Origin of the sequence: Streptomyces sp. NPDC093071, from assembly GCF_044754545.1 — a bacterium.
Classification (GTDB): Bacteria; Actinomycetota; Actinomycetes; order Streptomycetales; family Streptomycetaceae; genus Streptomyces.
In genome coordinates, this window is the sequence record NZ_JBIVPH010000001.1 from 1,265,392 (window position 1) to 1,291,669 (window position 26,278).

Genomic DNA, 26,278 nt, shown 5'->3' on the forward strand with positions numbered 1-26,278 from the left:
TATGTTGACTGTAGTACGGTGAGGAAAGTCTCGACAAGGGTGAGGCCATGGACTTCAGCATTCTGCGGACAACAGACGAGTTTCGCCGTGAGCTGCGCGAGGTGCTGTACTCGCCCGCCGTCGACGACCTGGTCAACGCGGTCGCGGCGCGGGCGGACGGGATGGACGGCGATGCCCGTGAGCTCTATCGGCACTTGGGGAAACACGGGGTGCTCGCCCCGGCGTGGCCCTCCGGGTACGGCGGAAGGGACGGTGACTTCACCGAGACTCTTGTCCTGATGGAGGAGCTGGTCCAGCGTGGTGTTCCACAGAGTCTCTACTTCATCTCCGTCCAGATCGTAGGGTCCCTCATCCTGCAGTCCGGCACGGAGGAGCAGAAACGGGCCCTGCTGCCCCGGCTCGCCTCCGGCGACCTCGCGGCGTGCATCCTGTTCACCGAGCCGGACAACGGCTCCGACCTCGCGAACGTCGTCACGCGCGCCGAGCGGAACGACCGCACCGGCACGTGGACGGTGAGCGGGCGCAAGAAGTTCAACCTCAAGACGGCCTACGCGGACGTGGCGCTGATCGCCGCCCGCACCGACGACTCGGTCAGCCCGTACGAGGGGATCAGCCTGTTCCTGGCGCCGCTCTCCTCCCCCGGGGTGACGGTCCGTCCGCTGCCCAGCCTGGCCGACGAGCAGTTCCACGACGTCACCCTGGACGGGGTGCGGGTCGGGGACGACGCCCTGCTGGGCGCGCCGGGCGAGGGGTGGTCCCTGATCACCGGCATGTTCTCGGCGGAGCGCAGCGGCGTCGACTACTACGCGCGCGGCCTGCACTGGCTGCGGCTGGCCGAGGAGCAGCTGACCGCGGGCGGGCGGCGGGCCGGCGAGGACGAGGCCTCGGGCCTGGCCCGGCACTGGGCGCGGCTCGACGCGGGCCGGCTGCTGAGCGCCCGGGCCCTCCAGCGCCTCCAGGAGCGGGAGCCGGACATCGCCGAGGCCTCGCTGGCCAAGTGGCACAACTCCGACACCGCGCAGCAGATCGCGTGGTGGTCCCTGGAGCGGCTGGGCCTGCCGGTCGCGGCGGGCGGGCCGCAGGCCTCGTCCACCGAGGTCCTGGAGGCGGCCTACCGCGAGGCGGCCGGCATGACCATCTCCGGCGGCGCCTCCGAGGTGCTGCTCGAAATCGTGGCGGGCGCCCGCCTGCACCACGAGTCCGACCACGACCACGCCCACGCCGGCAGGAGGCAGCGCTGACCATGGACCTGCATCAGGATCCGATCCAGAGCCGGATCGCCGACGCCGTCGGCCTCGCCCTCACCCACACCGGGGAGGCGCGGCGCGAACTGGCGGCGGTCGGCGTGCCGGCCATCGGCCTCCCGGTCGCCCTCGGCGGCATGGGCCTGGGCCTGTCCGCGGACATCGCGGTCAACCGGGAGCTCGGCCGCGCCCTGGAGACCGTGCCGGAGCTGCGCGAGACCGTGCTGTGCCTGGAACTCCTGGCGGACGCCGGGGTCGACGGCCTCGGGGACGTGCTGTCCCGCATCCACGAGGGCACGGGCACCGCCGTCACCGTGGGCCTGCACGGGCCGACGACCGTCCGTCTGGACGGCGACGGGCTGCTGTGGGGCACCAGCGAGGCGCTGCCCGCCGCCGACTGGGACGTGGCGCTGGTGCGGGCCGCCACCGACGGCGGGGGCCACCGCTGGCTCCTGGTGCGGCCGGACGGGGCGACCGTGCACCGCGAGGAGGCCGCGCTGCTCGGCGCCCCGGCGGCGCGCTGGCGCTTCGAGGCGGCGGCCGGGCAGCCCGTGCCGGTCGTGGAGGCGCAGCTCCGGCGGGCCGTCGCGGCGGCGCGGACGCGGCAGGCCGCGCTGCTCCTGGGCATCGCGAGCCGGGCCCTGGACACGGCCCGCGCCCATGTGGGGCGGCGCCTCCAGTTCGGCCGGCCGCTCCTGGAGTTCCAGACCGTGAGCCACCGCATCACCACGCTGCTCGGCGACGCCGACGGCTGGGAGCTGCTGCTCAACGAGACGGCCTGGGCGCACGACCGGGGCACCGGGGCGCCGGCCGCGGCGCCGCAGATCCTCGCGGCGGCGGCGGAGCACGCGCTGAAGGCCGCCCGGCTCTCCCTCCAGCTGCACGGCGTACGGGGCATGTTGGCGCACTCGGTCCCGGCGACGGCCTACCGGCTCGCGACGGTCGAGGCGGTGCGGCTCGGTCCGCCGGCCGGTCTCTGGCTGGAGGCGGGCCGGGCACGCCTGGCGGGCGCGGGGGTCTGAGCGGGGCCGGTACGACGGAGGGGGTCCCGCCCGGCATCCACCGGGTGGGGCCCCCTCCGTCCGTACGGCCCGGGCGGGCGTCAGACCATGGCCTTCAGGTCGCGCTCCAGGGCGGCCACCAGGTCCGCGGGGGCGTCCAGGAAGGTGTAGTGGGTGCCGCTGAGGACCTCCTTGCGGGCCGCGTCCGCCGCGACCCAGTCGGCCCAGCCGCCCATCAGGGCGTGCGGGACCTCCACGTCGGCGTCCCAGCCGAGCGCGGTGACGGCGCACGGCAGGGAACCGGCCGCGTCCTTGCGGTACTTCTTGTTGGCCTCGACGTCCGCGACGAGCACCTCCAGGTAGAGGTCGAGCATCTCCTCGGGCGGCCGGGCCGCGCCGAGCGCGGCGAGCAGGGCGACGAGCTCCGCGCGCAGCCCGGCCTCGTCGAGCCCCAGGAAGCGTCCGTACGGGCCGTCCTGGGGGGCGACCTGGGAGGAGACGAAGACCCGCTCGGGCGGGCGCAGTCCGCGCTCCACGATCCGGACGACGCTCTCGAAGGCCGGCAGCGCGCCCCCGCAGTGCCCGAACACCGCGTACGGGCGGTCCAGGTGCTCGGCGATGCCCTCGACGAGCTGGTCGGCCAGCTCCTCGTAGGTGCCGAAGTGCGGCTCCCTGGTGCGGTTCTCGCGGCCGGGGAGCTGGAGCGGGACGACCTCGGCCGGGCCGATGCGGGCGGGCCAGTTGCGGAACATGGAGGCGCCGCAGCCGGAGTAGGGGAAGCAGAACAGCCGCACGTCCGCCTCCGTGGAGGGCGGGGTGAGGAACCATCGAGAAGGCGTTGACTTTGCAGTATCCATGGTCACATACTACATATACACTATAGAGATTGCAGAGAAGTCAACCGAAGCCACAGTGGAACACCGGGGGTGACGTGTATGCGTGATCTGCTTCCCGGAGCCGTCGCGGTGGCGGTGGCGGACGCCTCGGCCTGGACCGAGGAGCCGCTGCCCGAGGAGGCCGCGACGCTCAGCGAACGTGCGGTCCCCGCGCGGCGGAGGGAGTTCCGGGCCGGCCGGGCCTGCGCCCGCCGGGCCATGACGGAACTCGGCCTGCCGCCGCTGCCCGTTCCGGCGGGCCGCGACCGGGCCCCGGTCTGGCCGTCGCGGGTCGTCGGCAGCATCTCGCACACCGGCGACTACTGCGCGGCGGCCGTGGCCCGCGCGGACCGCGTCCGGTCGATCGGCATCGACGCCGAGGACAACCTGCGCCTGGACGAGCCCACCCGGCGGCTCGTCTGCCGCGCGGAGGAAGAGGAGTGGTGGCACGGCCCCGGCGGTGAGGCCCCCCACTGGCCGACCGTGTTCTTCAGCGCCAAGGAGTCCGTCTACAAGGCCTGGTTCCCGCTGGTCGGCGGCTGGCTGGGCTTCCACGACGTCCGCGTCGAACCGGACCCGGCCACGGGCACCTTCACCGCCCGCGTCCTGGTCCCCCGCCCTCCGGGCCCCGCCCCCGAGGTCCTCCACGGCCGGTTCGCGGTCTCCCCCGACCTGGTCCGCACGGCGGTCGTGGTGACGGCCTGAGGGCGTGTGCCGAAAGCCGGGGCCCGGGCGGAACGTACGGGGGCGGTGACGGATCCGATCCGTCACCGCCCCCGTTCCGCGTGCCCGCGCACGCCGTCCTCCCCGGGGCTCCGGGGGCCGCGGCCGTCACTCCGCCGCCCCCGGGCCGGGGTTCACTCCGAGTTCTCCGCCATCGCCCGCAGGCGCGGACGGTCCATCTTGCCGTTCGGCATCGAGGGGAGGTCGGTGACCGCGCGGAAGCGGCCCGGGACCATGTAGTCGGGGAGCAGCCGTGCGAGGGACTCGCGGAGGGAGACGAGGGACGGGGCGTCCGGGCCCGGCTCCAGGACCACGAAGGCGACCAGGGACTTCTCGATGCCGTCCTCGCCCCGTACCGCCACCGCGCACGAGGAGACGCCGGGCAGGTCGCCCAGCACCCGCTCGACCTCCGGGAGTTCGAGGCGGAAGCCGCGGATCTTCACCTGGTCGTCGGCGCGGCCCAGGTAGTCCAGGGAGCCGTCCGGCCGCCGCCGGGCCACGTCGCCGGTGCGGTACACCCGGCGGCCCGGCCGGCCCGGCTCCGGGAGGAAGCGCTCGGCCGTCAGGTCGGGGCGGTTCCAGTAGCCGAGGGCGACCTGGACGCCGCCGACGTGGATGTCGCCGATGCCGCCGGGCGGCACCTCCTCGCCCCGGGCGTCGAGCACGTACACCCGGTTCCCGGGCACCGGCCGGCCGATCGGCGGCAGGGCCGGCCAGCCGTCCGGGTCGCCCTCCAGGGCGTGCCAGGTGACCACGTGGGCCTCCGAGGGCCCGTACTGGTTGACCAGGCGGCAGCCGGGCAGCGAGGCGAGCAGGGCGCGCAGGCCCCGGGAGCACTGCAGCTGCTCCCCCGCCGTGACGATCTCCCGCAGCGGCGGGGCTCCGGGCGCGCCCGGCTCGGCGACCAGGACGAGGGCCTGGAGCGCCACGTACGGGAGGAACATCCGGTCCACGCGCTCGCGTGCCACCGCCTCCCACAGCCGGACCGGGTCCCGCCGCTCCTCCTCGGTCACGCACACCACGGTGCCGCCGACCGCGAGCGAGGCGAAGATCTCCTGGAAGGAGACGTCGAAGGAGATCGCGGAGAACTGCAGGGTCCGGCTGCCCACGGAGGCCTCGGAGACGCCGGCCTGCCACTCCACGATGTTCGCGAGCGCGCCGTGCGGCATGGCGATGCCCTTGGGGGCGCCGGTGGTGCCCGAGGTGTAGAGGACGTACGCCAGGTCCTCCGCGGCGGGCAGCGGCGGCAGCAGGGCCTCGGCGACGGCGGTCGCGGACCAGGGCGCGGGCCCCTCGTCGAGGAGCAGGACCGTGCGGCCCCCGGCGGCGAACCGCTCCGCCGTCTCCCGGTGGCCGAGGACCACGCCGACCCGGGCGTCGTCGAGCATGTGCTCCAGACGGGCCCGGGGGTAGCCGGAGTCCAGCGGGAGGAAGGCGGCGCCCGAGCGGAGCACCCCGATCAGGGCGACGACCAGCTCGGTGGAGCGCAGGGCGGCCAGGCCCACCACGTCCCCGGGGCCGATGCCCTCCCCGCGCAGCCGGGCGGCGATCGCGCCCGCCCCGCGCCACAGGTCGCGGTAGGTGACGGCCGGGCCGTGGCCCGCGAGGGCGGGCTCGTCGGGGTGACGGGCGACGGCGGCTGCCACCAGGTGCAGCACGCTCGGCGCGTCGCCCGCGCGCACCTCCTCGGCGGCCTGCGCGGGGGTGGCGGGAAGTCGTATGTCGACGCTCATCGGCGGTTCGCCTCCTCGGGGGTGCGGTCGGCGGCCCGGAGCACGCCGTCCAGGACGTGGGCCACCCGGACCAGTTCGGGGTTGCGCATGATGCTGTAGTGGTCGCCGGGGACCCGGTGCACGACGACGTCCTCGGCGACGGCCCGCCAGCCCTCGACCGCCTCGGGGGACCCCTCGGCCTGGATCAGGTGGACCGTGCCGGGGTAGCGGGGGCCGGTCGGCCGGTAGGCGGCGAGGCCGAGCATGTTGTCCCGGTAGATGCCGTACCGGCGGACCACCTCGTCGAGGTCGAGTCCGGCGGGCACGGAGTCGCCCCAGCCGTCCAGGACGTCCGCGAACAGGCGCCGCACGGTGAGGAACTCGCTGCCCGGCGGCAGCTCCTGGGCCGCCATGCCGAGGTCGGCGGTGAGGTCCCGCAGGAAGCTGTGGAGCAGGTAGGCGTGGGTGTCGGGGCTGTCCGGGTCGCCGTCGTACAGGAAGGAGTCGATGAGGACGACCGGCCCCGGGTCCTGACCCCGGGCGTAGAGCTGCCGGGCCATCTCGAAGGCGAGGGTGCCGCCGAGGGACCAGCCGCCGAGCAGGAAGGGGCCCGGGTCGGCGGCCTCCAGCTCGGCCAGGTAGGAGGCGGCGCGGGCCTCGTGGGAGGGCGCCTCCTGGCCGCCCTCGAAGGCGTACACGGTGCGGTTGGTGAGCGCCGTGGCCAGGGAGGCGTAGCAGAAGACGCTGCCGCCGGCCGGGTGGACGAGGGCGAGCGCGGGGGCGACCGTGCCGGACTGGATGCGGGCCAGGGCCCCGGGCCGCTCCTCCGCGCCGGCGCCCAGCGAGCCGATCCGCACGGCCAGGTCGGCGATGGTGCGGTACCGGAAGAGGACGCTGACCGGCAGGTCCACGCCGGTCGCGCGGCGCAGCCGGGCCATGACCTGGACGGCGAGCAGCGAATGGCCGCCGAGCAGGAAGAAGTTGTCGTGCACGCCCACCGTCGGCAGGCCGAGGACGGAGCGCCAGATCTCGGCGAGGGTCTCCTCCAGCGGGGTGGAGGGCTCGGCGTGCTCGGGCGCGGCCGTCTCCCGCTCGGCGGCGGGGGCGGGCAGCGCGGTGCGGTCCACCCGGCCGTCGGGGGTGAGCGGGAAGGCGTCGAGGACGACGTACGAGGTGGGCAGCAGGACCTCGGGCAGCAGGCGCTGGCAGTGGGCGCGCAGCGCCTCGCGCAGCCGGCCGGCCTCCTCGGAACCGGAGTCGGAACCGGCTCCGGAGCCGGGGGCGTGCGGGCGGTGCGGGACGAGGTACGCGACGAGCACCAGGTTCCCGGTGGCGTCGAGGCGGGCGTCGACGCGGGCGTCCCCGACGGCCTCGTGGGTGAGGAGCACGGCCTCGATCTCGGCGCGCGGGACGCGGACCTGCTTGAGGTGGACCTGCTCGTCGCGGCGGCCGAGGATCTCCAGGGCGCCGTCCTCGCGGAAGCGCCCGAGGTCGCCGGTGTCGGTCTCCGCGCCCGCGGACCCCTCGGCCGTACGGGAGACGTGGACCTCGCCGGGGACGCCGACCGGCACCGGGTTGCCGTGCGCGTCGAGGATCCGGACGCGGCGGCCGGGCAGCGGGCGGCCCGCGACGTCGTGTCCGGCGGGCGCGTCGCCGGCGCAGCGGCGGGTGGCGACCGCGCCGGCGGCCGGGGCGGTGTAGAGGGTGTGCAGCTCCGCCGTCGGCAGGGCCGCCAGGCAGCGGCGTTCCAGGGCGAGGGACAGGGGTTCGCCGGAGACGACGATCCGTCGCGGGGCCCGTACGGGGGCGCCGTTCTCGGCCGCGGCGACGAGCCGGTGCAGCAGGCCGGGCCGGATGCGGAGTTCGGCGGTCTCCCCGGTCGCGAGCGCGTCCAGGAGGGCCGGCAGGTCGTCGCCCGCGTCGAGGACCTGCCCGTCCGGCGCCGGGGCGTCGGGGGCGGGGGCGTCGGCGGCCGGGGCGGTCAGCCGGTCGAGTTCGGCCAGGTCGGCGTCGTCGAGCAGGGCGAGCGCGGCGATCGGCCGGTCGGGTTCGGCGAGCGCCCGGGTCAGCAGGCGGCCGAAGGTGCGGCTCATGCGGCGCATCACGGCGGAGTCGAAGAGCTCCGCGTTGTAGACCCAGGAGCCGCCGAGCCGCCGCTCGTGCGCGTACAGGTTCAGTTCGAGGTCGAAGCGGACGATGCCGCTGTCGAACGGCACGAGGTCGGCGTCGAGGTGGGGCAGCCGCACCCGCTCGTCGCCCGCCGTCTGGTAGTTGAACAGCACCTGGAAGACGGGGCTGACGGTGGGGTTGCGGTCCGGCTGGAAGTCGATGACGAGCTTCTCGAAGGGCATGTCCTGGTGGGCGAAGGCGCCGAGCACGGCGTCCTTGCCGCGCCGCACGGCCTCGCGCAGGGTGGGCGCCCCGGTCAGGTCGGAGCGGACCACCAGGGTGTTGACGAAGAAGCCGATCAGGCCCTCCAGCTCCTGGTGGGTCTGGCCGGCGACCGGCACGCCGAGGAGGACGTCCTCCTGGCCGCTGTAACGGCCCATCAGGGCGGAGAAGCAGGTCAGCAGGACGGTGAAGGGGGTGGTCCGCTCCTCCAGGGCGAAGGCGTGCACGGCCCGCGCCAGGTCCTCGGGGAACTCGAACTCCTCGTTGCCGCCGTTGACCCGGTGGCCGGTGGGCCGGGCGCGGTCCATCGGCAGCTGGAGGATGCCGGGGGCGCCTTCGAGGCGCTCGCGCCAGTACGAGGTGAGCTCCCGCTCGCGCTCGCCGGTGAGCCGGCCGCGCTGCCAGATCGCGTAGTCGACGTACTGCTGCGGGAGTTCGGGCAGCGCGGCGGCCGTGCCCTCCGTCAGCTCGCGGTAGAAGGCGTCGAGTTCGCGGAAGAGCGTGCCCACGGACCAGCCGTCGCAGACGATGTGGTGGACGCAGAGCGCGATCAGGTGCTCGTCGTCGGAGACCCGGACGGTCGCGGCGCGCAGGAGGGGGCCGGACGCGAGGTCGAAGGGCTGCGCCGACCACTGCTTGACGCGCTCCTCGGCGGCGGCCGAGGGGTCGGGGGCGGTGGAGGCGTCGAGCTCCTCGACCACCGGCTCGAAGGGCGGCCGGACCTGCTGGACGGGCACGCCGTCGGGCGCGGGGAAGACGGTCCTGAGGACCTCGTGGCGGCGCACGACCCGGGCGAGGGCGCCCGCCAGGGCCCGGCGGTCGGGGGCGGCGGGGGTGCGCAGCACGATGGGGATGTTGTACGCGCAGCTGCCGGGGACGAGCCGGTCGAGGATCCACAGCCTCCGCTGGGCGAAGGAGACGGGTCCCGTCCGGGTCTCCTGGTCGTGGCCGCGCTCGCGGTCGCGCTCGGCGAGCAGCCTGGCGAGCCGGCGCCGCTTCTCTTCCAGGGCATCGGTCGATATCTGGTCGGTCACGGGCCTACCCGTCTTCCTCGTCGCCATCAATCCGGTCGGTCGAACGCGCGTGAACAGCAAAGGTGAACAAGCAAAGGTGAACAGCACGGAGTGGAAGGGCACTGGAGAGAGGCACGAGACCCGACCGCCGGGGGACGTACGGCCGGGTCTCGCGCGGTTGGGGGGTGGGTACGGGGCGCCGGCCCCGGGGCCCGGGGCCCGGGCGGCCCAGGCCCGGAGAGGCCAAGCGCGGGGCCGTGCCCTGGGTCCGATCGGGCCGAGGGCCGGGAGGCCAACAGGGCCAGGGCCAGGGCCAGGGAGCCAGCGGGCCCGGGGCGCCAGCAGGTCAACGGCACGGGGAGCCGGGGGGTCCGGGAAGCCGAGGGCCCCGGGAAGCCGGGGCGTCGCGTGCCCGGCCCCCAGCCCCCCGGCCCCCCGGCCGTCAGGCCGCCTGGAGTTCCGTCGGGACCTCGTCCCTGATGCCGTGTACCGAGCCGGCCACCAGCCAGCCGATGGCGGCCCAGGCGAGGACTGCCGCCACGGCGAACGACGCGGCGTTGCCCCACAGGGAGGCGGCGGCCGCGCCGAGGACGGGGCCGAGCGCGTTGGCGCCCCAGACCAGCGGGAGCGAGACGCCGCCGACCCGGCCCATCAGGTGCGGCGGGGTGGCCTTCTGCACCATCGTCATGATGCCGACGTTGGCGATCGGCGTGGTGAGCGAGGCGAGGAACTGCGAGAGCGCCACGACCACGACGCCCGTCGTGCCCTTGCCGGCCAGGACCATGAGGAGCACGGCGAGGCCGAGCAGCGCGTGGGTCGCGATCAGCGCGCGGCCCATGCCCAGGTGGTGCAGGGCCTTGCGGGAGAAGATCGCGCCGATCACGAAGGCGGCGCCGCCGGCGCTCATCACGAAGCCGAGCTGCGCGGGGCTGAAGCCCAGGTCGTCGTAGGCGTACACGACGAGCATCGCCATGGTCATGGAGACGGCGAGGTTGCCGAAGAAGCCCATGAGGGTCAGGCTCCGCAGCAGCCGGTTGCCGACGAGGGTGGTGAAGCCGTGCTTGAGGTCGGCGACGGCCGCGCCGACCCCCTTGCCGCTGGGCTGCGGGGCGGGCTCCGGCTTGCGGATGGCCCAGATCGTGAAGGTGGACACGAGGAAGGACAGGGCGTCGACGGTCACGGCCTTGGCCGCGCCGAGGACGCCGACGAGCACGCCGCCGATGCTGCGGCCGAAGACCGCGGCGAGCGAACGGCTCATCTGCGTCTTGGCATTGGCCTCGGCGAAGTCCTCGCGCTCGATCAGGGCCGGGAAGTGCGCCTGGTACGCGAGCTGGAAGATCACGTCGAGGGCGCCCTTGACCACGGCGACCACGTACAGGTGCGTCATGCTCACCGAGCCGAGGACCGCGGCCAGCGGCAGCGAGCCCAGGGCGACGGCGCGGCCCAGGTTGGAGACGATCATCAGGGGGCGGCGGCGCATCCGGTCGGTGAGGACGCCGACCACGGGGCCGAGGACCACGAACGGGATCCACTGCAGGGCGATGAGCAGACCGACGGATCCGGCGGAGGCGCCGAACGCGAGGACTGCCAGGGAGGGCAGCGCGATCAGGGAGACCTCGCTGCCCAGCAGGCTCACGGACTCGCCGGTCCACAGCTTCATGAAGTCGCTGTTGCGGGTGAGCCCGGGCCTGCGCGGGGCTTCGGCCGCCCTTCCGGGCTGCTCCTGGGTGGTCATCAGGTGTTACCTCTCTGGGTGTGAGGGGACGGGGGTACGGGTGGATGTGGGGGGCACCGGGGTGGCGGCGGTCCGTGGGCGGCCGTGGCGTGCTCGATCGATCGCGGTGGGTCGGTCGTGGTCGTTCGGTCCGTCGGTGGGCGGGGCCTTCGCGGGCGGGGCTCGCGGGCAGGCGGCCGGCCGGGTCAGTCGGTCGCGGCGGCGGCGAGGCGGCGGCGGAGGCTGAGCGGACGCATGTCCGTCCAGACCTCCGCGATGTGCGCCAGGCAGGCGTCCTTGGGCCCGGAGAAGCCGGTGGCGGTCCAGCCGAGCGGCACCTCGCGGCCCTCGGCCCAGATCGAGTACTGCTCCTCGTGGTTGACCACGACCAGGTACGTGCGGCCATCGTCGTTCTGCATGGGTGTCAGCTCCTTGTCGTCGGTGCCGGCCGGTGCCGGGAGGGCGGGAGGGTCAGGGGAAGGAGATGCGCTCGCCGATGCCGTGCTCGACGGCCTTGCGGTAGACGAGGGCGGCGGCCACCGCGTCCTGGACGGGGAGGCCGAGGGTTTCGAAGACCGTGGTCTGCGTGTCGTCGGTGCGGCCGGGCCGGGTGCCGGCCAGGACCTCGCCGATCTCGGCGGCGATGGCGTCCTCGGTGAGGGCGCCCTCGGCGATGGGCAGCAGGATGTCCCCGGCCTCCCGGAGCGCGGCCTCGCGGTTGTCGACGATCAGCCGCGCGGAGGCGACCGTCTCGGTCGGCAGCTCGCGGCAGCCGGGGCCGAACGCGCCGATCGCGTTGACGTGGACGCCGCGCCCGGCGGGCAGCTCCGAGGCCGCGAAGACCGGCTCGTCGCCGGAGACCGAGGTGGCCGTGCACAGCACGTCGCAGTCGGCCAGGGCCTCGGCGGTGGAGTCGCTGACCTCGACGTGCGGATAGAACCCCTTGGCCCAGCGGGCGAGTTCCTCGGCGGTGGAGCGGGTACGGCTGAAGATCCGCACCCGCTCCCAGTCGCGGGTGCGGGACAGCGCCTCCAGGTGGCCGCGCGCCTGCACCCCGGCGCCGACGACCGCGAGGGTGCGGGCGTCGGCGCGGGCCAGGGCGCGGGTGGCGACGGCGGTGACCGCGGCGGTGCGGATCTCGGTGAGGGCGCCGGCGTCCACCAGGGCGAGCGGCTGCCCGTGGATGGCGTCGACCAGGATGACCAGGCCCTGGACGCTGGGGAGTTCCCGCTCGATGGCGCGCGGGAACATGCTGAGCATCTTCAGGCCGAGGACGGGCTCCTCGGCGGGGCCGCCGACGGCGGGCATGAGGAGGACCATGCCTCCGTGGCCGGGCGGCTCGACGGTCACCCGGGGGTGCTCGTAGAGCTCCCGCCGGGACGCCCTGACCATGGTGTCCTCCATGGCCGGGACCGCGTCGTCGTAGGTGAGCAGCTTGCGTACCGCGGCTGCGTCGATCACGTGCAGGTGTCCCACCGGGTTCTCCTCGGGTGGCGGTGTCGGATGGTGGCGAGCGGTCACGGGCGGAAGCGCTCGACGGGGTGTCCGGCGTCGCCGTCGAGGGCGAGCCGGGCGAGCGCGTCGCCGAAGACGGGGACGAACTTGAAGGCCCAGCCGGCCGACTGGACGAGGATCCGGTCGCGGCCGCCGTCGGGCGGCAGGGCGCCGAGGTAGAACTGCCGTCCGTGGTCGCGGGGCAGGGCGATCAGGCAGGACCCCGGCCGGACCGGCTCGGGGTCGAGCATGGGCATGTGGCGGGCGACGAACTCGGCGGTGCGGCGCAGCTGGTGCGGGTCGGGTCCCGGCCGTTCGGCGGGCGGCGCGCTCCGGGGGTCGCTCTCGAAGTCCGGGGCGACGCGGACGAGGCCGCCGGGGCCCCACGGGTTGGTGCCGAACCCGTAGAAGAGGTTGGAGTCGGTGTCCGTCGGGGTCTGGAAGGCGAACCAGGTGGGCAGGTCGCGGGCCGGGTCGCGGAGCCGGAAGTAGGCGGTGGCCATGTCGTACACCTCGGTGTCGAGGCGGACGCCGAGCGGTTCGGTCAGCTCGTTGGTCCAGGGGCCGGCGGTGACGACGACCTTGTCGGCGGTGATCCGGGCGTCGGCGGTGACGACCTCGACGCGTTCGGGGTGCGGCTCCAGGGCGAGGACGCGCTGTCCGGTGCGGATCTCGGCGCCCGCCGCGCGGGCGAGGTGGGCGAGGGACCAGAGGGTGCCGCGGACGTCGACGACGCCGCCGTCGGGCTGGTGGAAGCCCTCGTAGTGGGACGGTAGGCCGGTGAAGCCGAAGCGTTCCTCGATGGCCGTCGCGGTGAGCCACTCGTAGCGCAGGCCGACGTCGTCGAGGACCTGGGCGGCGTCGGCTATCTGGCCCTCGTTGGTGGACTCCTTGGTCTCGCCGAACCACAGGCTGCCGGTGTGGTGCACCAGGCGCCGGCCGCAGGCCTCCTCCAGGCGCCGCCACAGGGGCAGGGCGCGGACGGTCAGCTCGGTGAGGTCGCGCTGGGTGTACTGGACGCGCCACTGGCGTTCGTCGCCGGTGGAGCTGCCGGTGTTCTCCGGTCCGTCGGCGCTCTCCAGGACGAGGACGGAGGCGCCGCGGTCCGCGGCGTACCAGGCGGTGCTGAGTCCGATGGCGCCGCCGCCGACCACGACGAGGTCGTAGGAGCGGCGCGGGGTGCGGTGTGCGGTCATGCCGTCCTCCCGAGGGGGGCCCGCCCGTGCCGCCACGACCGTTCGAGGGCCTGCTCCAGCCGGTCCATCAGCTGGTCGGCCTGGTCGTCGTCGATGCCGGGCTGGCAGGGGATGTTGATCATTTCCCGGAACCAGCGGCGCTCGGCCACGGGGCACTCGCCCTCGCGGTGGCCGTGGGCCCGCCACTCCGGCATGAGGTGCAGGGGGAAGTAGCGCAGCGGCAGCGGGTCGCCGGCCGCGTCCATGGCGTCGAGGAGGGCGTCCCGGTCGATCAGCTCGGGGTCCGCGAACGCGGTGAACAGGTGGTACGGATGGTCCACGCCCTCCGGCACCGGCGGGACGTACAGGCCGGGGACGGCCGCGAGGCGCTCGGTGTAGCGGCGGGCCAGCTCCCTGCGCCTGGCCTGGAGCCGGGGCAGTTTGCCGAGCTGGACGAAGCCGACCGCGGCGGCCGGCTCGGCGAGCGTCCCGTTGATGCCCGTTCCCCGGAGCATCAGGCAGTCGGCCGTGTAGGAGTCGGCGGGGAACATGGCGCCGGCGGGCGGGCGGCGGGTCGAGGCGAAGGTGTGCCGGGAGGGGACGTAGACGGCGTCGACGGAGTTGTCGCGCAGCGCGGTCGCGCGGGCGGCGTGGTCGTCGTCGCGGACGACGAGCATCCCGCCCTCGCCCAGCGTGGTGATGTTCTTGGAGGAGTGGAAACTGAAGATTCCGAAGTCTCCGAACGAGCCGAGGGGCCGGCCGTTCAGCGAGCCGCCGATGGCGTGGGCCGCGTCCTCGACGACGGTCAGGCCGTGCTTCCGGGCGAGCCCCATGATGCGCGGCATGTCGGCGGCGCGGCCGCCGTAGTGGACCATGACGACGGCCCGGGTGCGTTCGGTGATCAGCTCCTCGATGCGCGAGGCGTCGATGTTGAGCGAGTCGGGCTCCACGTCGCAGAAGCGGACCCGTACGCCGTAGTCGAGGAGCGGCTGCACGGTGGCCATGTAGGTCTGCGGCGTGGCGATGACCTCGTCGCCGGGGCGCAGGTCCAGCAGGTGGAGGGCCAGCCGGAGGGCGGTGGTCCCGCTGGTGACCGAGAGCGCGTGCGCGACGCCGAGGTGCGCGCGGAACGCCTCTTCGAAGCGTTCCCGCCAGACGCCCCCGGAGAGCGGGCTGCCGGACCTGAGCAGTTCTTCGATCACGGCCAGTTCGTCGTCGCCGAGGATGCTCCCCCGGGCCGGTCTGGCGGGGGAGCCGAGCGGAACGACTGCGGATGGTGCACTTTCCATGATTCCCCGCATCGTCTGAAGGGCCTGTGTCGACCTCTGGGCTGGTGACACAACTGGACGGGTGACACAACACAATGGCGACAACTAACCAAACACGCTACACGAGATACTTCAAGTAATTCAGCAAAATCTAGAAACACTCCAGTACGGTTCCGTTGACTCTCCAGAGCCGCTCCAGTGGCCGCTGCGACCCTGCCCTGAGTGTGGTTTCACCCTGAGGAGAGGACGCCGCCTTGACGACCTGCCCGATGCACGAGAGCCCCCCGACCTACCCGTTCGGCAACCGTCCGTCGGTGCTGGACGCCCCCGGCGAACTGCGCGGCCTGCGGGAGCGCCCCGCCGTCCGGGTCACCCTGCCCAGCGGGGACCCGGGGTGGGTCGTCACCCGGTACGAGGACATCCGGGTGCTGCTCTCCGACCCCCGGCTGCGCCGCGACCGTTCCAGCGAGGACCTGCCGCGGATCACCAAGGACAACTCGATGTTCCAGGACCCGAACGTGAGCCTGGACCCGCCCGAGCACCCGCGGATGCGCCGGCTCGTCACCAAGGCCCTGAGCGCGGCCCGGGTCGAGAAGATGCGCCCGCACGTGCAGGCCCTGGTCGACGAGCTGCTCGACGCGATGGAGGCCGCGGGCCCCACCGCCGACCTCGCCGAGGCGCTGGCCTTCCCGCTCGGCATCCGCACCCTGTGCGGGCTGCTCGGGGTCCCGCCGGAGGACCAGAAGGACTTCCGGCTCTGGACCGACGCCTATCTGTCGGTCAACCGCTACAGCGCCGAGGAGGTCGCCCGCTACCGCGGCGAGCTGTTCGGCTACATCCAGCGCCTGGTCGCCGCCAAGCGCGAACAGCCTGGCGACGACCTGATCAGCTCCCTCATCGCGGTGCGCGACGAGGACGAGAGCCGGCTCGGCGAGTACGAACTCCTGTACTGGGTCCAGGGGTTGCTGATGGGCGGGTACGAGTCCACCGCCAACCACCTGGCCGCCGCCGTCGTCACGCTGCTCGCGCACCCGGAGGAGCTGGCGAAGGTCCGCGAGGACCCCTCGCTCGTCCCGGCGGCGGTGGAGGAGCTGCTGCGCTACCAGGTGCTCTTCTCGCAGCTGGCCGCCGTGCGGTACTCCACCGAGGACATCGAGGTGGGCGGGGTGACGATCCCGGCGGGCTCCGCCGTGTTCCTCGCCCTGGAGTCCGCCAACCGCGACGAGCAGGTCTTCAAGGAGCCCGACTCGCTGCGGCTCGACCGGGACGACAACAAGCACCTGTCGTTCAGCGCGGGACCGCACTTCTGCGCCGGCTCCGCGCTGGCCCGGATGGAGCTCCAGACGGCGATCGGCACCCTGCTCCGGCGCTACCCGGACCTCCGGCTCACGGTCCCGGCGCAGGAGCTGCGCCGTAACACCGGTGTGCTCGTGGAGGGGTTCACCGAGGTGCCCGTCACCTGGTGACGCTTCCGCTCCGCACCGCCCGTGGCCCCGGGGGACTTCCCGCGGGCCACGGGCTTTCGCGCGTGCGGTGCCGCCCTTCCCGGACCGGGGCACGCGGAAGGCCGGCCCGCACGACGTGGTGTCGTGCGGGCCGGCCCCGTCCCTCACCGCGGTCAGGCGGCCAGACCGGCCACGCTGCCCGTGGCCTCGGCGACCAGGCGGAGCAGCTGCCCCGGGGTCTGGGCCTCCTGGACGGCCTCGTCGCCCAGGCTGAAGCCGTACTCGCGCTCCAGCGCGCCGATGGTCTCCAGGACGGCGATCGAGTCGTACCCCAGCTCGGCGAAGGTGACGTCCGCGACGTCCCCGTCCAGGTCGGCGCCGTCCCCCGCTCCCGCGGCGGCGCGCAGGGCGCGGACGATGTCCTGAAGGGTGATGAGCTCCTGTGCTGCCATGGCTTTTCCTCCGTGGATTGTCGAAAGCGCCCCTCCGGTGCGGAGGGAGGTTCAGGGGGTCGGGGTGCGGCGGGCGGCCGGGGCGCGCAGCACCATCGCGGAGTTGAAACCGCCGTGCCCGCGGGCCAGGACGAGCGCGGTGCGCACGTCCGCCGCGCGCGGCTCCCCGACGACCAGGTCGATCTCGTGGGCCGGGTCGGGCATGGCCACGTTGACCGTCGGCGGGATCACGCCGTCCCGGAAGCCGAGCAGCGCGGTGGCCAGGTCGAGCGGTCCGCCGCCCGAGTAGAGGCGCCCGGTCATCGTCTTGGGGGCGGTGACCGGGACGCCGTACGGGCCGAAGACCTCGCGGAGCGCGGCGGCCTCGGCGGCGTCCTTGTCGGGGAGGCCGGCCGCGTCGGCGTACACCACGTCGACGTCGCCGGGCTCGCACCCGGCGTCGGCGAGGGCGCCCCGGATCGCCGCCCGCAGGGCGGGGCCCCGGGTGCTGCCGGGGGGCGGGTCGAAGGTGGCGGCGTGCCCGGCGACCGACCCGTACGGGCGCGCTCCCCTGGCGAGGGCCGACTCCTCCGGTTCGAGGACGAGGATGGCGCCGCCCTCGCCGGCCACGTAGCCGTTCGCGGTGTCGGCGAACGGGGTGAAGGCGCGGGCCGGGTCCTCCGAGGTGCTGAGCAGCCCGGTGGCGATCTGCGCGGTCCAGCCCCACGGGCACAGCGCCGAGTCGACGCCGCCGGTGACCATCAGGGAGGAGCCGCCGCGCAGTTGCCTGCGGGCGTGCGCCACCGCGTCGATCCCGCCGGCCTGGTCGGCGACGAGCACGCCGCTCGGTCCGCGCATTCCGTTGCGGATGGAGATCTGGCCGGTGTTGACGGCGTAGAACCAGGCGAAGGACTGGTAGGCGCTGACGTACTCGTTGCCCTTGCTCCACAGGTTCTCCAGCTCGCGCTGGCCGAACTCGAAGCCGCCGGAGGCGCTGGCCGTGACCACGCCCGCGCCGAGGGTGTGGAGCTCGTCGGGTCCGGCGCCCGCGTCGAGGACCGCCAGGTCGGCGGCGGTCAGCGCGAGCCGGGTCATGTGGTCGGTCTGCGGCAGCAGCCGGTCCGGCAGGTGCGCGGCCGGGTCGAAGCCGCTGACCTCGCCGGCCAGTCGGGAGGGGTACTGGGCGGGGTCGAAGCGGGTGAGGCGGCCGATGCCGCTCTCGCCGCGCAGGGTCGCCGCCCAGTACTCCTCGGTGCCGAGGCCGTTGGGGGCGACCACACCGATGCCGGTGACGACCGCGGGGGTCGGGGTGCCGCTCACGGGGCGACTCCTCCTCTCTCGGTGCCGTTGCCGGTGAGGACCACGGCGCTCTGGAAACCTCCGAAGCCGCTGGCGGTGCTGAGGACCGAGCGGACCGGGGTCTCGCGCGCGGTCAGCGGCACGTGGTCCAGGTCGCAGCTCGGGTCGGGGTCGTGGAGGTTGGCGGTGGGCGGTACGAGGCCGTGGCGCATCGCCAGGAGGCAGGCGGCCACCTCCAGGGAGCCGATGGCGCCCAGCGAGTGCCCGATCATCGACTTGATCGAGCTGACCGGGGTGGTGCGGGCGTGCTCGCCGAGGCTCTTCCTGATGGCGGCCGTCTCGTGCAGGTCGTTCTGCTTGGTCCCGGAGCCGTGGGCGTTGACGTAGTCGATCGCCCCGGGGTCGACCCGGGCCTGGGCGAGCGCGGCGGTGACGGCCTGGGCCAGTTCGGCGCCGTCGGAGCGCAGCCCGGTCATGTGGTAGGCGTTGCTGCGGGTCGCGAAGCCGGCCACCTCGGCGTGGATGTGGGCGCCGCGGCGCAGCGCGTGCTCCAGCTCCTCGAAGACGAAGACGGCCGCGCCCTCCCCGAGGACGAAGCCGTTGCGGCTCCGGTCGAAGGGGCGGGAGGCGTGGGCCGGGTCGTCGTTGCGCGGCGAGGTGGCCCGGATGGCGTCGAAGCAGGCCAGGGTGATGGGGGAGATCGGGGCGTCGGTGGCGCCGCCGACGACGACGTCCGCGGAGCCCTCCCGGATCAGGGCGGTGGCGTGGCCGACCGCGTCGAGGCCGGAGGTGCAGCCGGTGGACACGGTGTTGACCGGGCCCTCCGCGCCGACCCGCCAGGCGACCTCGGCCGCGACCGAGCTGGGCACCAGGTAGTCGTAGAGGTGGGGGACGCCGTAGCGGTGGTCGGTGAGGGTCTTGCGGCCGCCGTCGCTGACGACCACGTACTCCTTCTCCAGGCTGGTGGTGCAGCCGACGGCGGTGCCGATGGCCACGCCGGTGCGGTGCGGGGGCAGGTCCGCGAAGAGCAGGCCGCTGTCGGCCACGGCCTCGTCGGCGGCGACGGCCGCGAACTGCGCCGAGCGGTCCATCCGCCGGATCTCCTGCGGGGTGAGCCCCGACTCCTCCGGGTCGAAGTCGCACTCGGCGGCGATCCGCGACCGGTAGCGGGAGGCGTCGAAGGAGGTGATCGCGCGGGTGGCGGTGCGGCCGTTCGCCAGTACGTCCCAGTACGCCTTCGCGCCGATTCCGCCAGGAGCGACGACCCCCAGTCCCGTGATGACGACTCGTCGAGTCATCCGTACTCCTCCCGTTGCGACCTGTCGTTGGTGCTTCGACGGTGGCACCGGGGCATGGAGCCGGACTGGAGGGAGGCTGCACGCCGCGGGGTGCCCGGCGCTCTCCACGGGACGGCGAGCGAGCCTCCAGCACGCCGCCCTACGGTCCGGTCAGGCTCGCAGACCACCCATGGAGGCCACACATGCGGACCATCCGCTACCACAGCTACGGAAACCCCGAGGTGCTCACCGTCGAGGAGGTCCCGGTGCCCTCCCCCGGCCCCGGGCAGGTCCTGATCAGGTCCGAGGCGATCGGCGTGAACTTCGTCGAGACGCAGCGCCGCAGGGGCACCGGACCGTTCCCGCCGCCGCTGCCGGCCACCCCCAACGGCGACGTCGTGGGGCGGGTCGAGGCGGTGGGCCCCGAGGTGACCACGGTCGCCGTCGGGGACCGCGTGGCGGCGCCCGTGATGGGCGGCGCGTACGCGGACCTGGTCCTCGCGGACGCCACCTTCCTCGCCCCGCTGCCGGACGGCATCGACGCCGCGCAGGCCAGCATCCTGGCGTCCCCCGCGCAGACCGCGCTGTGCGTCCTGAAGACGGCCCGCATCCGGCCCGGCGACACGGTCCTCGTGCACGCGGCCGCCGGGGCCATCGGACACCTGATGACCCAGCTGGTCCGCCACTACGGGGCGGGCCGGGTGATCGGCACGGTCGGCTCGCCCGCCAAGGCCGACTTCGCGCGGGAGCACGGCACCGACGTCGTCGTGGACTACAGCACGGACGGCTGGACCGACGAGGTCCTCAAGGCCACCGACGGCGAGGGCGTCGACGTCATCCTCGACAGCGTCGGCGGCGACATCCTGCTCGCGGGCCTGGACGTGCTCAAGCCCTTCGGCCGGCTCGTCTTCTACGGCGCCTCCGGCGGCACCCTGCCGCAGGTCCCGGCGATGCGCCTGATCCCGATGAAGCACGTCGTGGGCTGCGGCCTCGACCAGTGGTGGCAGCACCGCCCGGACGACATCCGCAGCGGTCTCCAGGAGCTGATCGCCCACGTCACCGAGGGCCGTCTGAAGGTCCACGTGCACGCCGAGCTGCCGCTCACCGAGGCGGCCGCCGCCCACCGGATCATCGAGGACCGCGCCCAGCTCGGCCGCATCCTGCTCCGGCCGTGACCCGGCCGCCCACCGACGCCCGTACTCCGAACGGAAGGACCATCATGCCCGAAACGGTTCAGCGGCTCGCCCTGGTCACCGGTGCCACCAGCGGCATCGGCCTGGCGGTCGCGCGCGGCCTCGGCCGGGACGGCCACCGGGTGTTCCTGTGCTCCCGGACCCGGGAGAACGTCGACACCACCGTCAAGATCCTGCGCGAGGAGGGGATCGACGCCGACGGCGTCGCCGCGGACGTGCGGGACCCCGCGTCGGTCCACGACTTCGTCCGGACCGCCGTCGAGCGCCACGGCCCGGTCGGGGTCCTGGTCAACAACGCCGGCCGCAGCGGCGGCGGCCCCACCGCCGGCATCGCCGACGAGCTGTGGCTCGACGTCATGTCCACCAACCTCAACAGCGTCTTCTGGGCGACCCGCGAGGTGCTCTCCACCGGCGGGATGCGGGAGAGCGGCCGCGGCCGCATCATCAACATCGCCTCCACCGGCGGCAAGCAGGGCGTGGTGCTCGGCGCGCCGTACTCGGCGTCGAAGCACGGGGTCATCGGCTTCACCAAGGCGGTGGGCCTGGAGCTGGCGAAGACCGGGATCACCGTCAACGCCGTGTGCCCCGGCTACGTCGAGACCCCGATGGCCGAGCGGGTCCGGCAGGGCTACGCCGCCGCCTGGGACACCACGGTCGACGACGTGCAGGAGCGCTTCAACGCCAAGATCCCGCTGGGCCGTTACTCCACCCCGGAGGAGGTGGCGGGCCTGGTGGGCTACCTGGCCGGCGACGTCGCGGCCTCCATCACCGCGCAGGCGCTCAACGTCTGCGGCGGACTCGGCAACTACTGACCGCACCGCAGTCGAGGAGCGAGAGGACACGCAGCAGATGTCAGCAGCAGTGGAGCACCACACCGAGCACACCGTCCTGATCGACGCCCCGCCGTCCGAGGTCTACGCGGTGATCGCCGACGTGACCCGGTGGCCGGCCGCGTTCACCCCGACCGTCCACGCGGAGGTCCTGGAGACCGTCGCGCACGACGACGGCACCAGCGAGGAACTGATCCACCTGTGGGCGCAGGCCAACGGCGAGGTCAAGGACTGGACCTCGCGCCGCACCCTCGACCCGCAGAACCTGCGGGTCGGCTTCCGGCAGCAGCTCAGCGCCCACCCGGTGGCGGCGATGGGCGGCGACTGGTTCGCCGAGCCGTCCGGTGACGGCGGCACCCTGGTGCGCCTCACCCACGACTACCGGGCCGTGGACGACTCCCCCGAGCACCGGGAGTGGATCGCGCGGGCCGTCGAGAGCAACAGCACCGCCGAACTCGCCCGGCTGAAGGACGTCGTGGAGAACGCGGTGGCGGACGGCGAGGAGGTGACCTTCTCCTTCGAGGACTCGGTCACGGTCGCCGGCTCGGCCGCCGACCTGTTCGACTTCGTGGACCGGGCGGACGCCTGGGAGGAGCGCCTCCCGCACGTGGCCCGGGTCGACTTCACCGAGCGGCCGGGCGGGGTGCAGGTCCTGGAGATGGACACCCGGGCGCCGGACGGCTCGGTCCACACCACCCGTTCGGTCCGGCTGAGCCTCGCCCCGGACCGCATCGTCTACAAGCAGCTGGTCCTGCCCGGCCTGCTCGCCGCGCACACCGGCCTGTGGACGTTCACCGAGACCGACGGCGGCGTGGTCGCCACGTCCCGGCACACGGTGACGGTCATCCCGGAGAAGGTGACGGCCGTGCTCGGCGCGGACCGCACGCTCGCCGACGCCAAGGCGTACGTCCGCAAGGCGCTCGGCACCAACAGCCTGGCCACGCTGGGTCTGGCCAAGGCGTACGCGGAGTCCCGCGCGACCCTGGTGGAGGCGTCGTGACCGCGCCCGTGCGGACGGCCGGGCCGGTGCGGCCCGCGCCGCCGGAGATCCAGCTCGAGGTCCAGGACTTCTACGCCCGGCAGATGCGGCTGCTCGACGAGGGCCGGGCCGAGGAGTGGGCGGAGACGTTCACCGAGGACGGCGTCTTCGAGCAGAACGTCAAGCCGGAGCCCTGGCGGGGGCGCGCGGAGATCGTGGCGCGGATGCGGGTCGGTCTGGACCGGCTCGCGACCCGTCCGGTGACCCGGCGCCACTGGCTGGGGATGCTGATCGTGGACGAGGGCGAGGAGCCGAGCACCTGGCGCTGCCGGTTCTACGCCCTGGTGTTCGAGGTCCCGGACGGCGGCGACCCGCGCCCGCACCTGAGCGCTCCCGGCGAGGACCTGCTGGTCCGCGGCGAGGACGGCCGGCTGCGGATCCGCTACCGCCTGGTGGAGCACGACGGGGCGGTGTGACGCGGAGGCGTGTGCGTACGGCCGGACGACGGCGGTACGCACACGCACGCGCGCGTGGACACGTACACCCGCGTCGGTCCGTACGCGCGCGTACTCCGGTACGGCGGCACTCCCCCCGTAGCTCCCCCGTACGGCGCGCTGCGCGAAGAAGCCCCGGAACACCGCTTCCGGGGCTTCATGCGCGGGCGACGCCCCCGGCCGGCCTCAGGCGAGGCAGGTCAGGGGGCGTCCGCCGTTGAGCTCCACCATCTCGCGGAACACCGGGGCCGAGGGGAGGTACGCCCCCTCGGGGGCGCCCTCCAGTTCGGCGTACGCCCGGTGCAGGTTGGCCACCAGGCGCTCGGGGTCCCGCAGCTCCGCGAACTCGCCGTAACCCGCCTCGCGGGCGACGGCCAGCGGGTCCCGGCCGCGCCGCAGACCGTACGCGGCGAGGTCAAGGACCCGGGCGAGGTACGCCTCGGTCACCCCGAACACCTCCGGCCCGCACACCGGTCCGTGGCCGCAGACGATCCGGCGGGCGCCGAGGGCGCGCAGCCGGCCGACGGCCCGCACGAGCCCCCGTACCGAGCCCATCAGGGCGAACGGGGTGCAGTCCGACATCAGCAGGTCGCCGGCGAACAGCACCTCGCGGTCGGGCAGCCACACGGCGGTGTCGTTGGTGGTGTGGGCGGGGCCGGGGTGCAGCAGTTCGGCGGTCCGGCCCCCGCCGAGGTGCACGGACAGGGAGTCCGCGTAGGTGAGGTCCGGCAGGACGACGTCGAGGTCGCCCCAGTCCGCGTCGGGCCACACCTTGGTCAGGGCGAGCCCGCGCTCCGCCATCTCGGCGCGGGTCCGCTCGTGCGAGACGACGACCGCACCCTCCGCGAACACGAGGTTCCCGTGGGTGTGGTCGCCGTGGTGGTGGGTGTTGACGACGGTCCGCACCGGCAGCGGGGTCAGGCCGCGCACGGCGTCGCGCAGCCGTTCCGCCCTGGCCCGGGTGGCCGCCGTGTCCACCAGGAGGACGGAACGGTCGCCGACGACGACACCCGCGTTGTTCAGGCACCAGCCCCCGTCGGGCTGGACCCACGCGTGCACGCCGTCGGCGACCCGCTCAGGGCCGAGGTCAGGCATGGACCGCCGGCAGACCCTCCTGGACGACCTCGCACACGTGCGGATCGCCCTTGATGATCGGCAGCAGCTGCTCGAACTGGGCGCGGAACTCGGGCGTCTTGAGCGCGTCCTGGAACGCCTCCTCGGACTCCCACTCCGCGATGTTGAAGTAGACGTCCGCCTCCTTGGTGGAGCGGACGAGCCGGAACCGGATGAGGCCCGGGCGGGCGCTCATGATTTTGCCGATCTCCGCGTAGATCCTTTCGAACTCCGAGGGCTCCCCGATCATCGTGAGGCGGTTCATGAATACAACCACAGAAGTAACTCCCATCCGGAGGGTGTTCGACCCGGAAAACACTAGGAGCGGCCACTGGAAGGACAGGTGAGAACCCATGGAACAGATCTCGTCACTCCCTATGCGCGAGGACGCCTCCATCGTCGCTCACCTGGGCTTTCACCGGCTCCCCGACAAATCCGGCCGGCCGGTACGTTCGGCCGGGCCAACGCCCCTGGTCAGAGCATTACTTCGAGCATGGACAGCCGTCCGAACGGATTGCTAGCGTCGCGGTCGTTCTCGGATGCACCGGCCATCACCTTCCTGAGGAGCCCTCGTGGAATTCGGAGTTCTCGGCCCTGTCGTCATGAATGACGGTGGAATTTCGCATCTTCCGTCCGCCCCCAAGACGCGGCAGCTGCTCGCGCTGCTGCTGCTGAACGCGAACACGCCCGTACCGGCCTCGATATGCATAGAGGAACTGTGGGGGACGCGGGCGCCGCGCAGCGCGGTGCAGACCCTGCACACCTACGTGCTGCACATCCGGCGCGCCCTCGCCGGCTGCCCCTCGGTCGCGAGCGCCGAGGAGGCCAAGCGGATCCTCGTCACCCGGCACCAGGGCTATCTGATCGACGTCGAGCCGGGCGGGCTCGACCTGCACCACTACGAGCGGCACATGGGCGACGCCCGGGCCGCCCAGGCGTCCGGCGACGACCGGGCGCTGGCCGCCGCGCTGCGCGCCGCCCTCGGGGTGTGGCGGGGTCCGACGCTGGTCGACGTGCCGGCCGGGCCGCGCCTGGAGGCGCGGATCGCGGGCCTGGAGGAGACCAGGCTGACCACGTTCGAGCGCTGCGTCGAGGCGGAGCTGCGGCTCGGCCTGCACCACCGGCTGCTGGGCGAGCTGCGCGCGCTGACCGCCGACCACCCGACGCACGAGAGCCTGCACGCCCAGTACATGCTGGCGCTGTACCGGTCGGGGCGCGTGGCGCAGGCCCTGGACGTCTACCACACGCTCCGCGAGCGGCTGAACGACGAGCTGGGCCTGGAGCCCTCGCCCCGGCTGCGCCACCTGCAGACGGCGATCCTCGCCGCCAACCCGGCGCTCAGCGTGGAGACCGCCCGCGACGCGGCCCTCTCGCTGGACCTGCTCGCCCCCCACGGGGCCCCGGAGCCCCTGGAAGCGGTCCGGCGATGACGGCGCCCGCACAGGAGACCGTGCCCGCGCAGAAGACCGCGTCCACACAGGAGACCGTGCCCGCGCGGGAGACGACGGCCCGGCACGCCGCGACCGGCTCCGCGTACGCCGCGGCCCTGGCCGGGACGCCCCCCTTCGACGGCCTGCGGATCACCGGCACCGAGCGGCCCACGGCCACCGGCTTCGCCGCCCTCACCCTGTTCGTGACGGCCGAGGAACCCGACGGCGCCGAGCGGAGGTTCGTGGTCCGGGCGGCTCCGTGGGACACCCGCGTCTACCCGGAGCCGAGGATCGCCGAGCAGTACGAGCTGCTGCGGATCCTGGGCCGCGAGACCGGCGTCCCGGTCCCGGCCGTGCACCACTGCGAGCCCTCCGCGCGCCTGCTCGGCGGCCCGTTCCTCGTCATGGACCTGGTGCCCGGCAGGGTGCCGCCGGACTTCCCCTCGTACCACCGACAGGGCTGGATCGCCGGGCTGCCGGAGGAGGACCGCGCCCGGCTGTGGTGGGCGACCCTGGAGGCGATGGCCGGAGTGCACCGGCTCGACGCCGGCCGGCTCGGCCTGGGCTTCGCGGCCCCGCCGGACGGCGGCCCGCCCGGGACCGCGCAGCAGCTCGAACACTACGCGCGGCACACGGCGTTCTTCGGCCGCGCGGGCGACCCCGTCCTCACCGAGGCGCTGTCCTGGCTGCGGACCCACCTGCCGCCGGAGCCCGGCCCGCCGGGGCTGCTGTGGGGCGACGCCCGGCTCGGGAACGTCGTCTACGGGGAGGACCTGCGGCCCGCCGCGCTGATCGACTGGGAGATGACGGGGCTCGGACCGGCCGAGGTCGACCTCGGCTGGTTCCTGTGGATGGACCGCTTCCTGAGCGAGGGCGTCGGCGGCGAACGGCTCGCCGGACTGCCCGGCCACGAGGAGACGGCGGAGCGCTACGGCGAGCTCCTCGGCCGCCCCCTCGGCCCGCTCCCCTACTACGAGGTCCTGGCCGGCTTCCGCTTCGCGCTGATCACCAGCCGGGTGGAGCGGCTCGTCCTGGCCGCGCGGGTGATGCCGCCCGGCGTCCCCCTCGTCCTGCACGCCAACGCCAAGGCGCAGCTGCGGCGGGCCCTCGACCGGGTCACCGGCCGCTCCTGACCGGGGCCATCCCGGCTCGACCTGCGCTCCAGCCGCCCCTGACA

General features: G+C 74.0%; 23 protein-coding genes. 10 read left to right on the top strand and 13 right to left on the bottom strand.

The features are described from left to right. The first annotated feature begins 47 nt into the window (after nucleotides 1–47). Together ACIQD7_RS05260 and ACIQD7_RS05265 are read left to right on the top strand one after the other, a co-directional pair. Entirely contained in the window at nucleotides 48–1,241 is a 1,194-nt protein-coding gene (locus tag ACIQD7_RS05260; protein WP_121828376.1) for an acyl-CoA dehydrogenase family protein, read from the top strand. 2 nt (nucleotides 1,242–1,243) lie between these two features. Then, complete coding sequence (locus ACIQD7_RS05265; protein ID WP_161373599.1) at nucleotides 1,244–2,266, top strand: acyl-CoA dehydrogenase family protein; 1,023 nt, start codon at nucleotides 1,244–1,246, stop codon at nucleotides 2,264–2,266. 80 nt (nucleotides 2,267–2,346) lie between these two features. Here the strand turns inward: ACIQD7_RS05265 and ACIQD7_RS05270 are convergent, their stop codons facing one another. Further along, nucleotides 2,347–3,102, bottom strand: coding sequence for a thioesterase II family protein (locus ACIQD7_RS05270; protein WP_121831492.1), 756 nt, complete (start codon nucleotides 3,100–3,102; stop codon nucleotides 2,347–2,349). Between the two features lie 78 nt (nucleotides 3,103–3,180). On the opposite strand from ACIQD7_RS05270, the gene ACIQD7_RS05275 reads away from it, so the two are divergent. Continuing rightward, nucleotides 3,181–3,825, top strand: coding sequence for a 4'-phosphopantetheinyl transferase (locus tag ACIQD7_RS05275; protein ID WP_402439498.1), 645 nt, complete (start codon nucleotides 3,181–3,183; stop codon nucleotides 3,823–3,825). 152 nt (nucleotides 3,826–3,977) lie between these two features. On the opposite strand, the gene ACIQD7_RS05280 is transcribed toward ACIQD7_RS05275, so the two are convergent. From ACIQD7_RS05280 to ACIQD7_RS05310, 7 genes are all read right to left on the bottom strand, one after another. Next, complete coding sequence (locus ACIQD7_RS05280) at nucleotides 3,978–5,576, bottom strand: amino acid adenylation domain-containing protein (protein WP_121831475.1); 1,599 nt, start codon at nucleotides 5,574–5,576, stop codon at nucleotides 3,978–3,980. Beyond that, nucleotides 5,573–8,980, bottom strand: a complete 3,408-nt coding sequence (locus tag ACIQD7_RS05285; protein WP_402439501.1) for a condensation domain-containing protein — start codon at nucleotides 8,978–8,980, stop codon at nucleotides 5,573–5,575. The genes ACIQD7_RS05280 and ACIQD7_RS05285 overlap by 4 nt, the downstream gene beginning before the upstream one ends. Nucleotides 8,981–9,401: 421 nt before the next feature. Further along, entirely contained in the window at nucleotides 9,402–10,694 is a 1,293-nt protein-coding gene (locus ACIQD7_RS05290; RefSeq protein ID WP_402439503.1) for an MFS transporter, read from the bottom strand. A gap of 185 nt (nucleotides 10,695–10,879) precedes the next feature. Next, nucleotides 10,880–11,092 carry an MbtH family NRPS accessory protein gene (locus ACIQD7_RS05295; protein ID WP_053645756.1) on the bottom strand — a complete coding sequence of 71 codons (213 nt, stop codon included), beginning with the start codon at nucleotides 11,090–11,092 and terminating at the stop codon, nucleotides 10,880–10,882. 52 nt (nucleotides 11,093–11,144) lie between these two features. After that, nucleotides 11,145–12,149, bottom strand: a complete 1,005-nt coding sequence (locus tag ACIQD7_RS05300; RefSeq protein WP_402439505.1) for an ornithine cyclodeaminase family protein — start codon at nucleotides 12,147–12,149, stop codon at nucleotides 11,145–11,147. Nucleotides 12,150–12,190: 41 nt separating this feature from the next. Continuing rightward, nucleotides 12,191–13,363, bottom strand: a complete 1,173-nt coding sequence (locus ACIQD7_RS05305; protein WP_402439507.1) for an FAD-dependent oxidoreductase — start codon at nucleotides 13,361–13,363, stop codon at nucleotides 12,191–12,193. Further along, complete coding sequence (locus ACIQD7_RS05310) at nucleotides 13,360–14,631, bottom strand: DegT/DnrJ/EryC1/StrS aminotransferase family protein (RefSeq protein ID WP_121831479.1); 1,272 nt, start codon at nucleotides 14,629–14,631, stop codon at nucleotides 13,360–13,362. The genes ACIQD7_RS05305 and ACIQD7_RS05310 overlap by 4 nt, the downstream gene beginning before the upstream one ends. 248 nt (nucleotides 14,632–14,879) lie before the next feature. Here ACIQD7_RS05310 and ACIQD7_RS05315 point away from each other — a divergent pair, with 248 nt between their 5' ends. Next, complete coding sequence (locus ACIQD7_RS05315; RefSeq protein WP_402439510.1) at nucleotides 14,880–16,076, top strand: cytochrome P450; 1,197 nt, start codon at nucleotides 14,880–14,882, stop codon at nucleotides 16,074–16,076. Nucleotides 16,077–16,228: 152 nt separating this feature from the next. On the opposite strand, the gene ACIQD7_RS05320 is transcribed toward ACIQD7_RS05315, so the two are convergent. Genes ACIQD7_RS05320 through ACIQD7_RS05330 form a run of 3 tightly spaced genes read right to left on the bottom strand, consistent with a single transcriptional unit; the run spans nucleotide 16,229 to nucleotide 19,083 of the window. Then, entirely contained in the window at nucleotides 16,229–16,507 is a 279-nt protein-coding gene (locus tag ACIQD7_RS05320; protein ID WP_121831481.1) for an acyl carrier protein, read from the bottom strand. A 51-nt stretch (nucleotides 16,508–16,558) separates the two neighbouring features. After that, nucleotides 16,559–17,806, bottom strand: coding sequence for a ketosynthase chain-length factor (locus ACIQD7_RS05325; RefSeq protein ID WP_402439512.1), 1,248 nt, complete (start codon nucleotides 17,804–17,806; stop codon nucleotides 16,559–16,561). Beyond that, nucleotides 17,803–19,083, bottom strand: a complete 1,281-nt coding sequence (locus ACIQD7_RS05330) for a beta-ketoacyl-[acyl-carrier-protein] synthase family protein (protein ID WP_402439514.1) — start codon at nucleotides 19,081–19,083, stop codon at nucleotides 17,803–17,805. Before ACIQD7_RS05330 ends, ACIQD7_RS05325 begins: the two co-directional genes overlap by 4 nt. Nucleotides 19,084–19,265: 182 nt before the next feature. On the opposite strand from ACIQD7_RS05330, the gene ACIQD7_RS05335 reads away from it, so the two are divergent. Genes ACIQD7_RS05335 through ACIQD7_RS05350 form a run of 4 tightly spaced genes read left to right on the top strand, consistent with a single transcriptional unit; the run spans nucleotide 19,266 to nucleotide 22,540 of the window. Then, nucleotides 19,266–20,237: a zinc-binding alcohol dehydrogenase family protein gene (locus ACIQD7_RS05335; protein ID WP_383413905.1), complete on the top strand. Its 972-nt coding sequence runs from the start codon at nucleotides 19,266–19,268 to the stop codon at nucleotides 20,235–20,237. Nucleotides 20,238–20,281: 44 nt separating this feature from the next. Next, on the top strand, nucleotides 20,282–21,067 hold the full coding sequence (locus ACIQD7_RS05340) for an SDR family NAD(P)-dependent oxidoreductase (protein WP_121831485.1): 786 nt from the start codon (nucleotides 20,282–20,284) through the stop codon (nucleotides 21,065–21,067). Nucleotides 21,068–21,104: 37 nt separating this feature from the next. Continuing rightward, entirely contained in the window at nucleotides 21,105–22,085 is a 981-nt protein-coding gene (locus tag ACIQD7_RS05345; protein ID WP_161372604.1) for an aromatase/cyclase, read from the top strand. After that, nucleotides 22,082–22,540 (top strand): nuclear transport factor 2 family protein, encoded by a 459-nt coding sequence (locus ACIQD7_RS05350; protein WP_402439518.1) that lies wholly within the window; start codon nucleotides 22,082–22,084, stop codon nucleotides 22,538–22,540. Before ACIQD7_RS05345 ends, ACIQD7_RS05350 begins: the two co-directional genes overlap by 4 nt. A 204-nt stretch (nucleotides 22,541–22,744) precedes the next feature. Here ACIQD7_RS05350 and ACIQD7_RS05355 read toward each other — a convergent pair whose 3' ends face one another. Continuing rightward, complete coding sequence (locus tag ACIQD7_RS05355) at nucleotides 22,745–23,653, bottom strand: MBL fold metallo-hydrolase (protein ID WP_402439520.1); 909 nt, start codon at nucleotides 23,651–23,653, stop codon at nucleotides 22,745–22,747. Beyond that, nucleotides 23,646–23,936: an antibiotic biosynthesis monooxygenase gene (locus ACIQD7_RS05360; protein ID WP_237529249.1), complete on the bottom strand. Its 291-nt coding sequence runs from the start codon at nucleotides 23,934–23,936 to the stop codon at nucleotides 23,646–23,648. Before ACIQD7_RS05360 ends, ACIQD7_RS05355 begins: the two co-directional genes overlap by 8 nt. 307 nt (nucleotides 23,937–24,243) lie before the next feature. Between ACIQD7_RS05360 and ACIQD7_RS05365 the strand changes: the two genes are divergently transcribed. Together ACIQD7_RS05365 and ACIQD7_RS05370 are read left to right on the top strand one after the other, a co-directional pair. Further along, nucleotides 24,244–25,101, top strand: a complete 858-nt coding sequence (locus tag ACIQD7_RS05365; RefSeq protein ID WP_121831488.1) for an AfsR/SARP family transcriptional regulator — start codon at nucleotides 24,244–24,246, stop codon at nucleotides 25,099–25,101. Further along, the gene (locus ACIQD7_RS05370; protein WP_402439523.1) at nucleotides 25,098–26,234 is read left to right on the top strand and encodes a phosphotransferase family protein; all 1,137 of its coding nucleotides are present in this window, start codon (nucleotides 25,098–25,100) and stop codon (nucleotides 26,232–26,234) included. The genes ACIQD7_RS05365 and ACIQD7_RS05370 overlap by 4 nt, the downstream gene beginning before the upstream one ends. The last annotated feature ends 44 nt before the right edge of the window (nucleotides 26,235–26,278 follow it).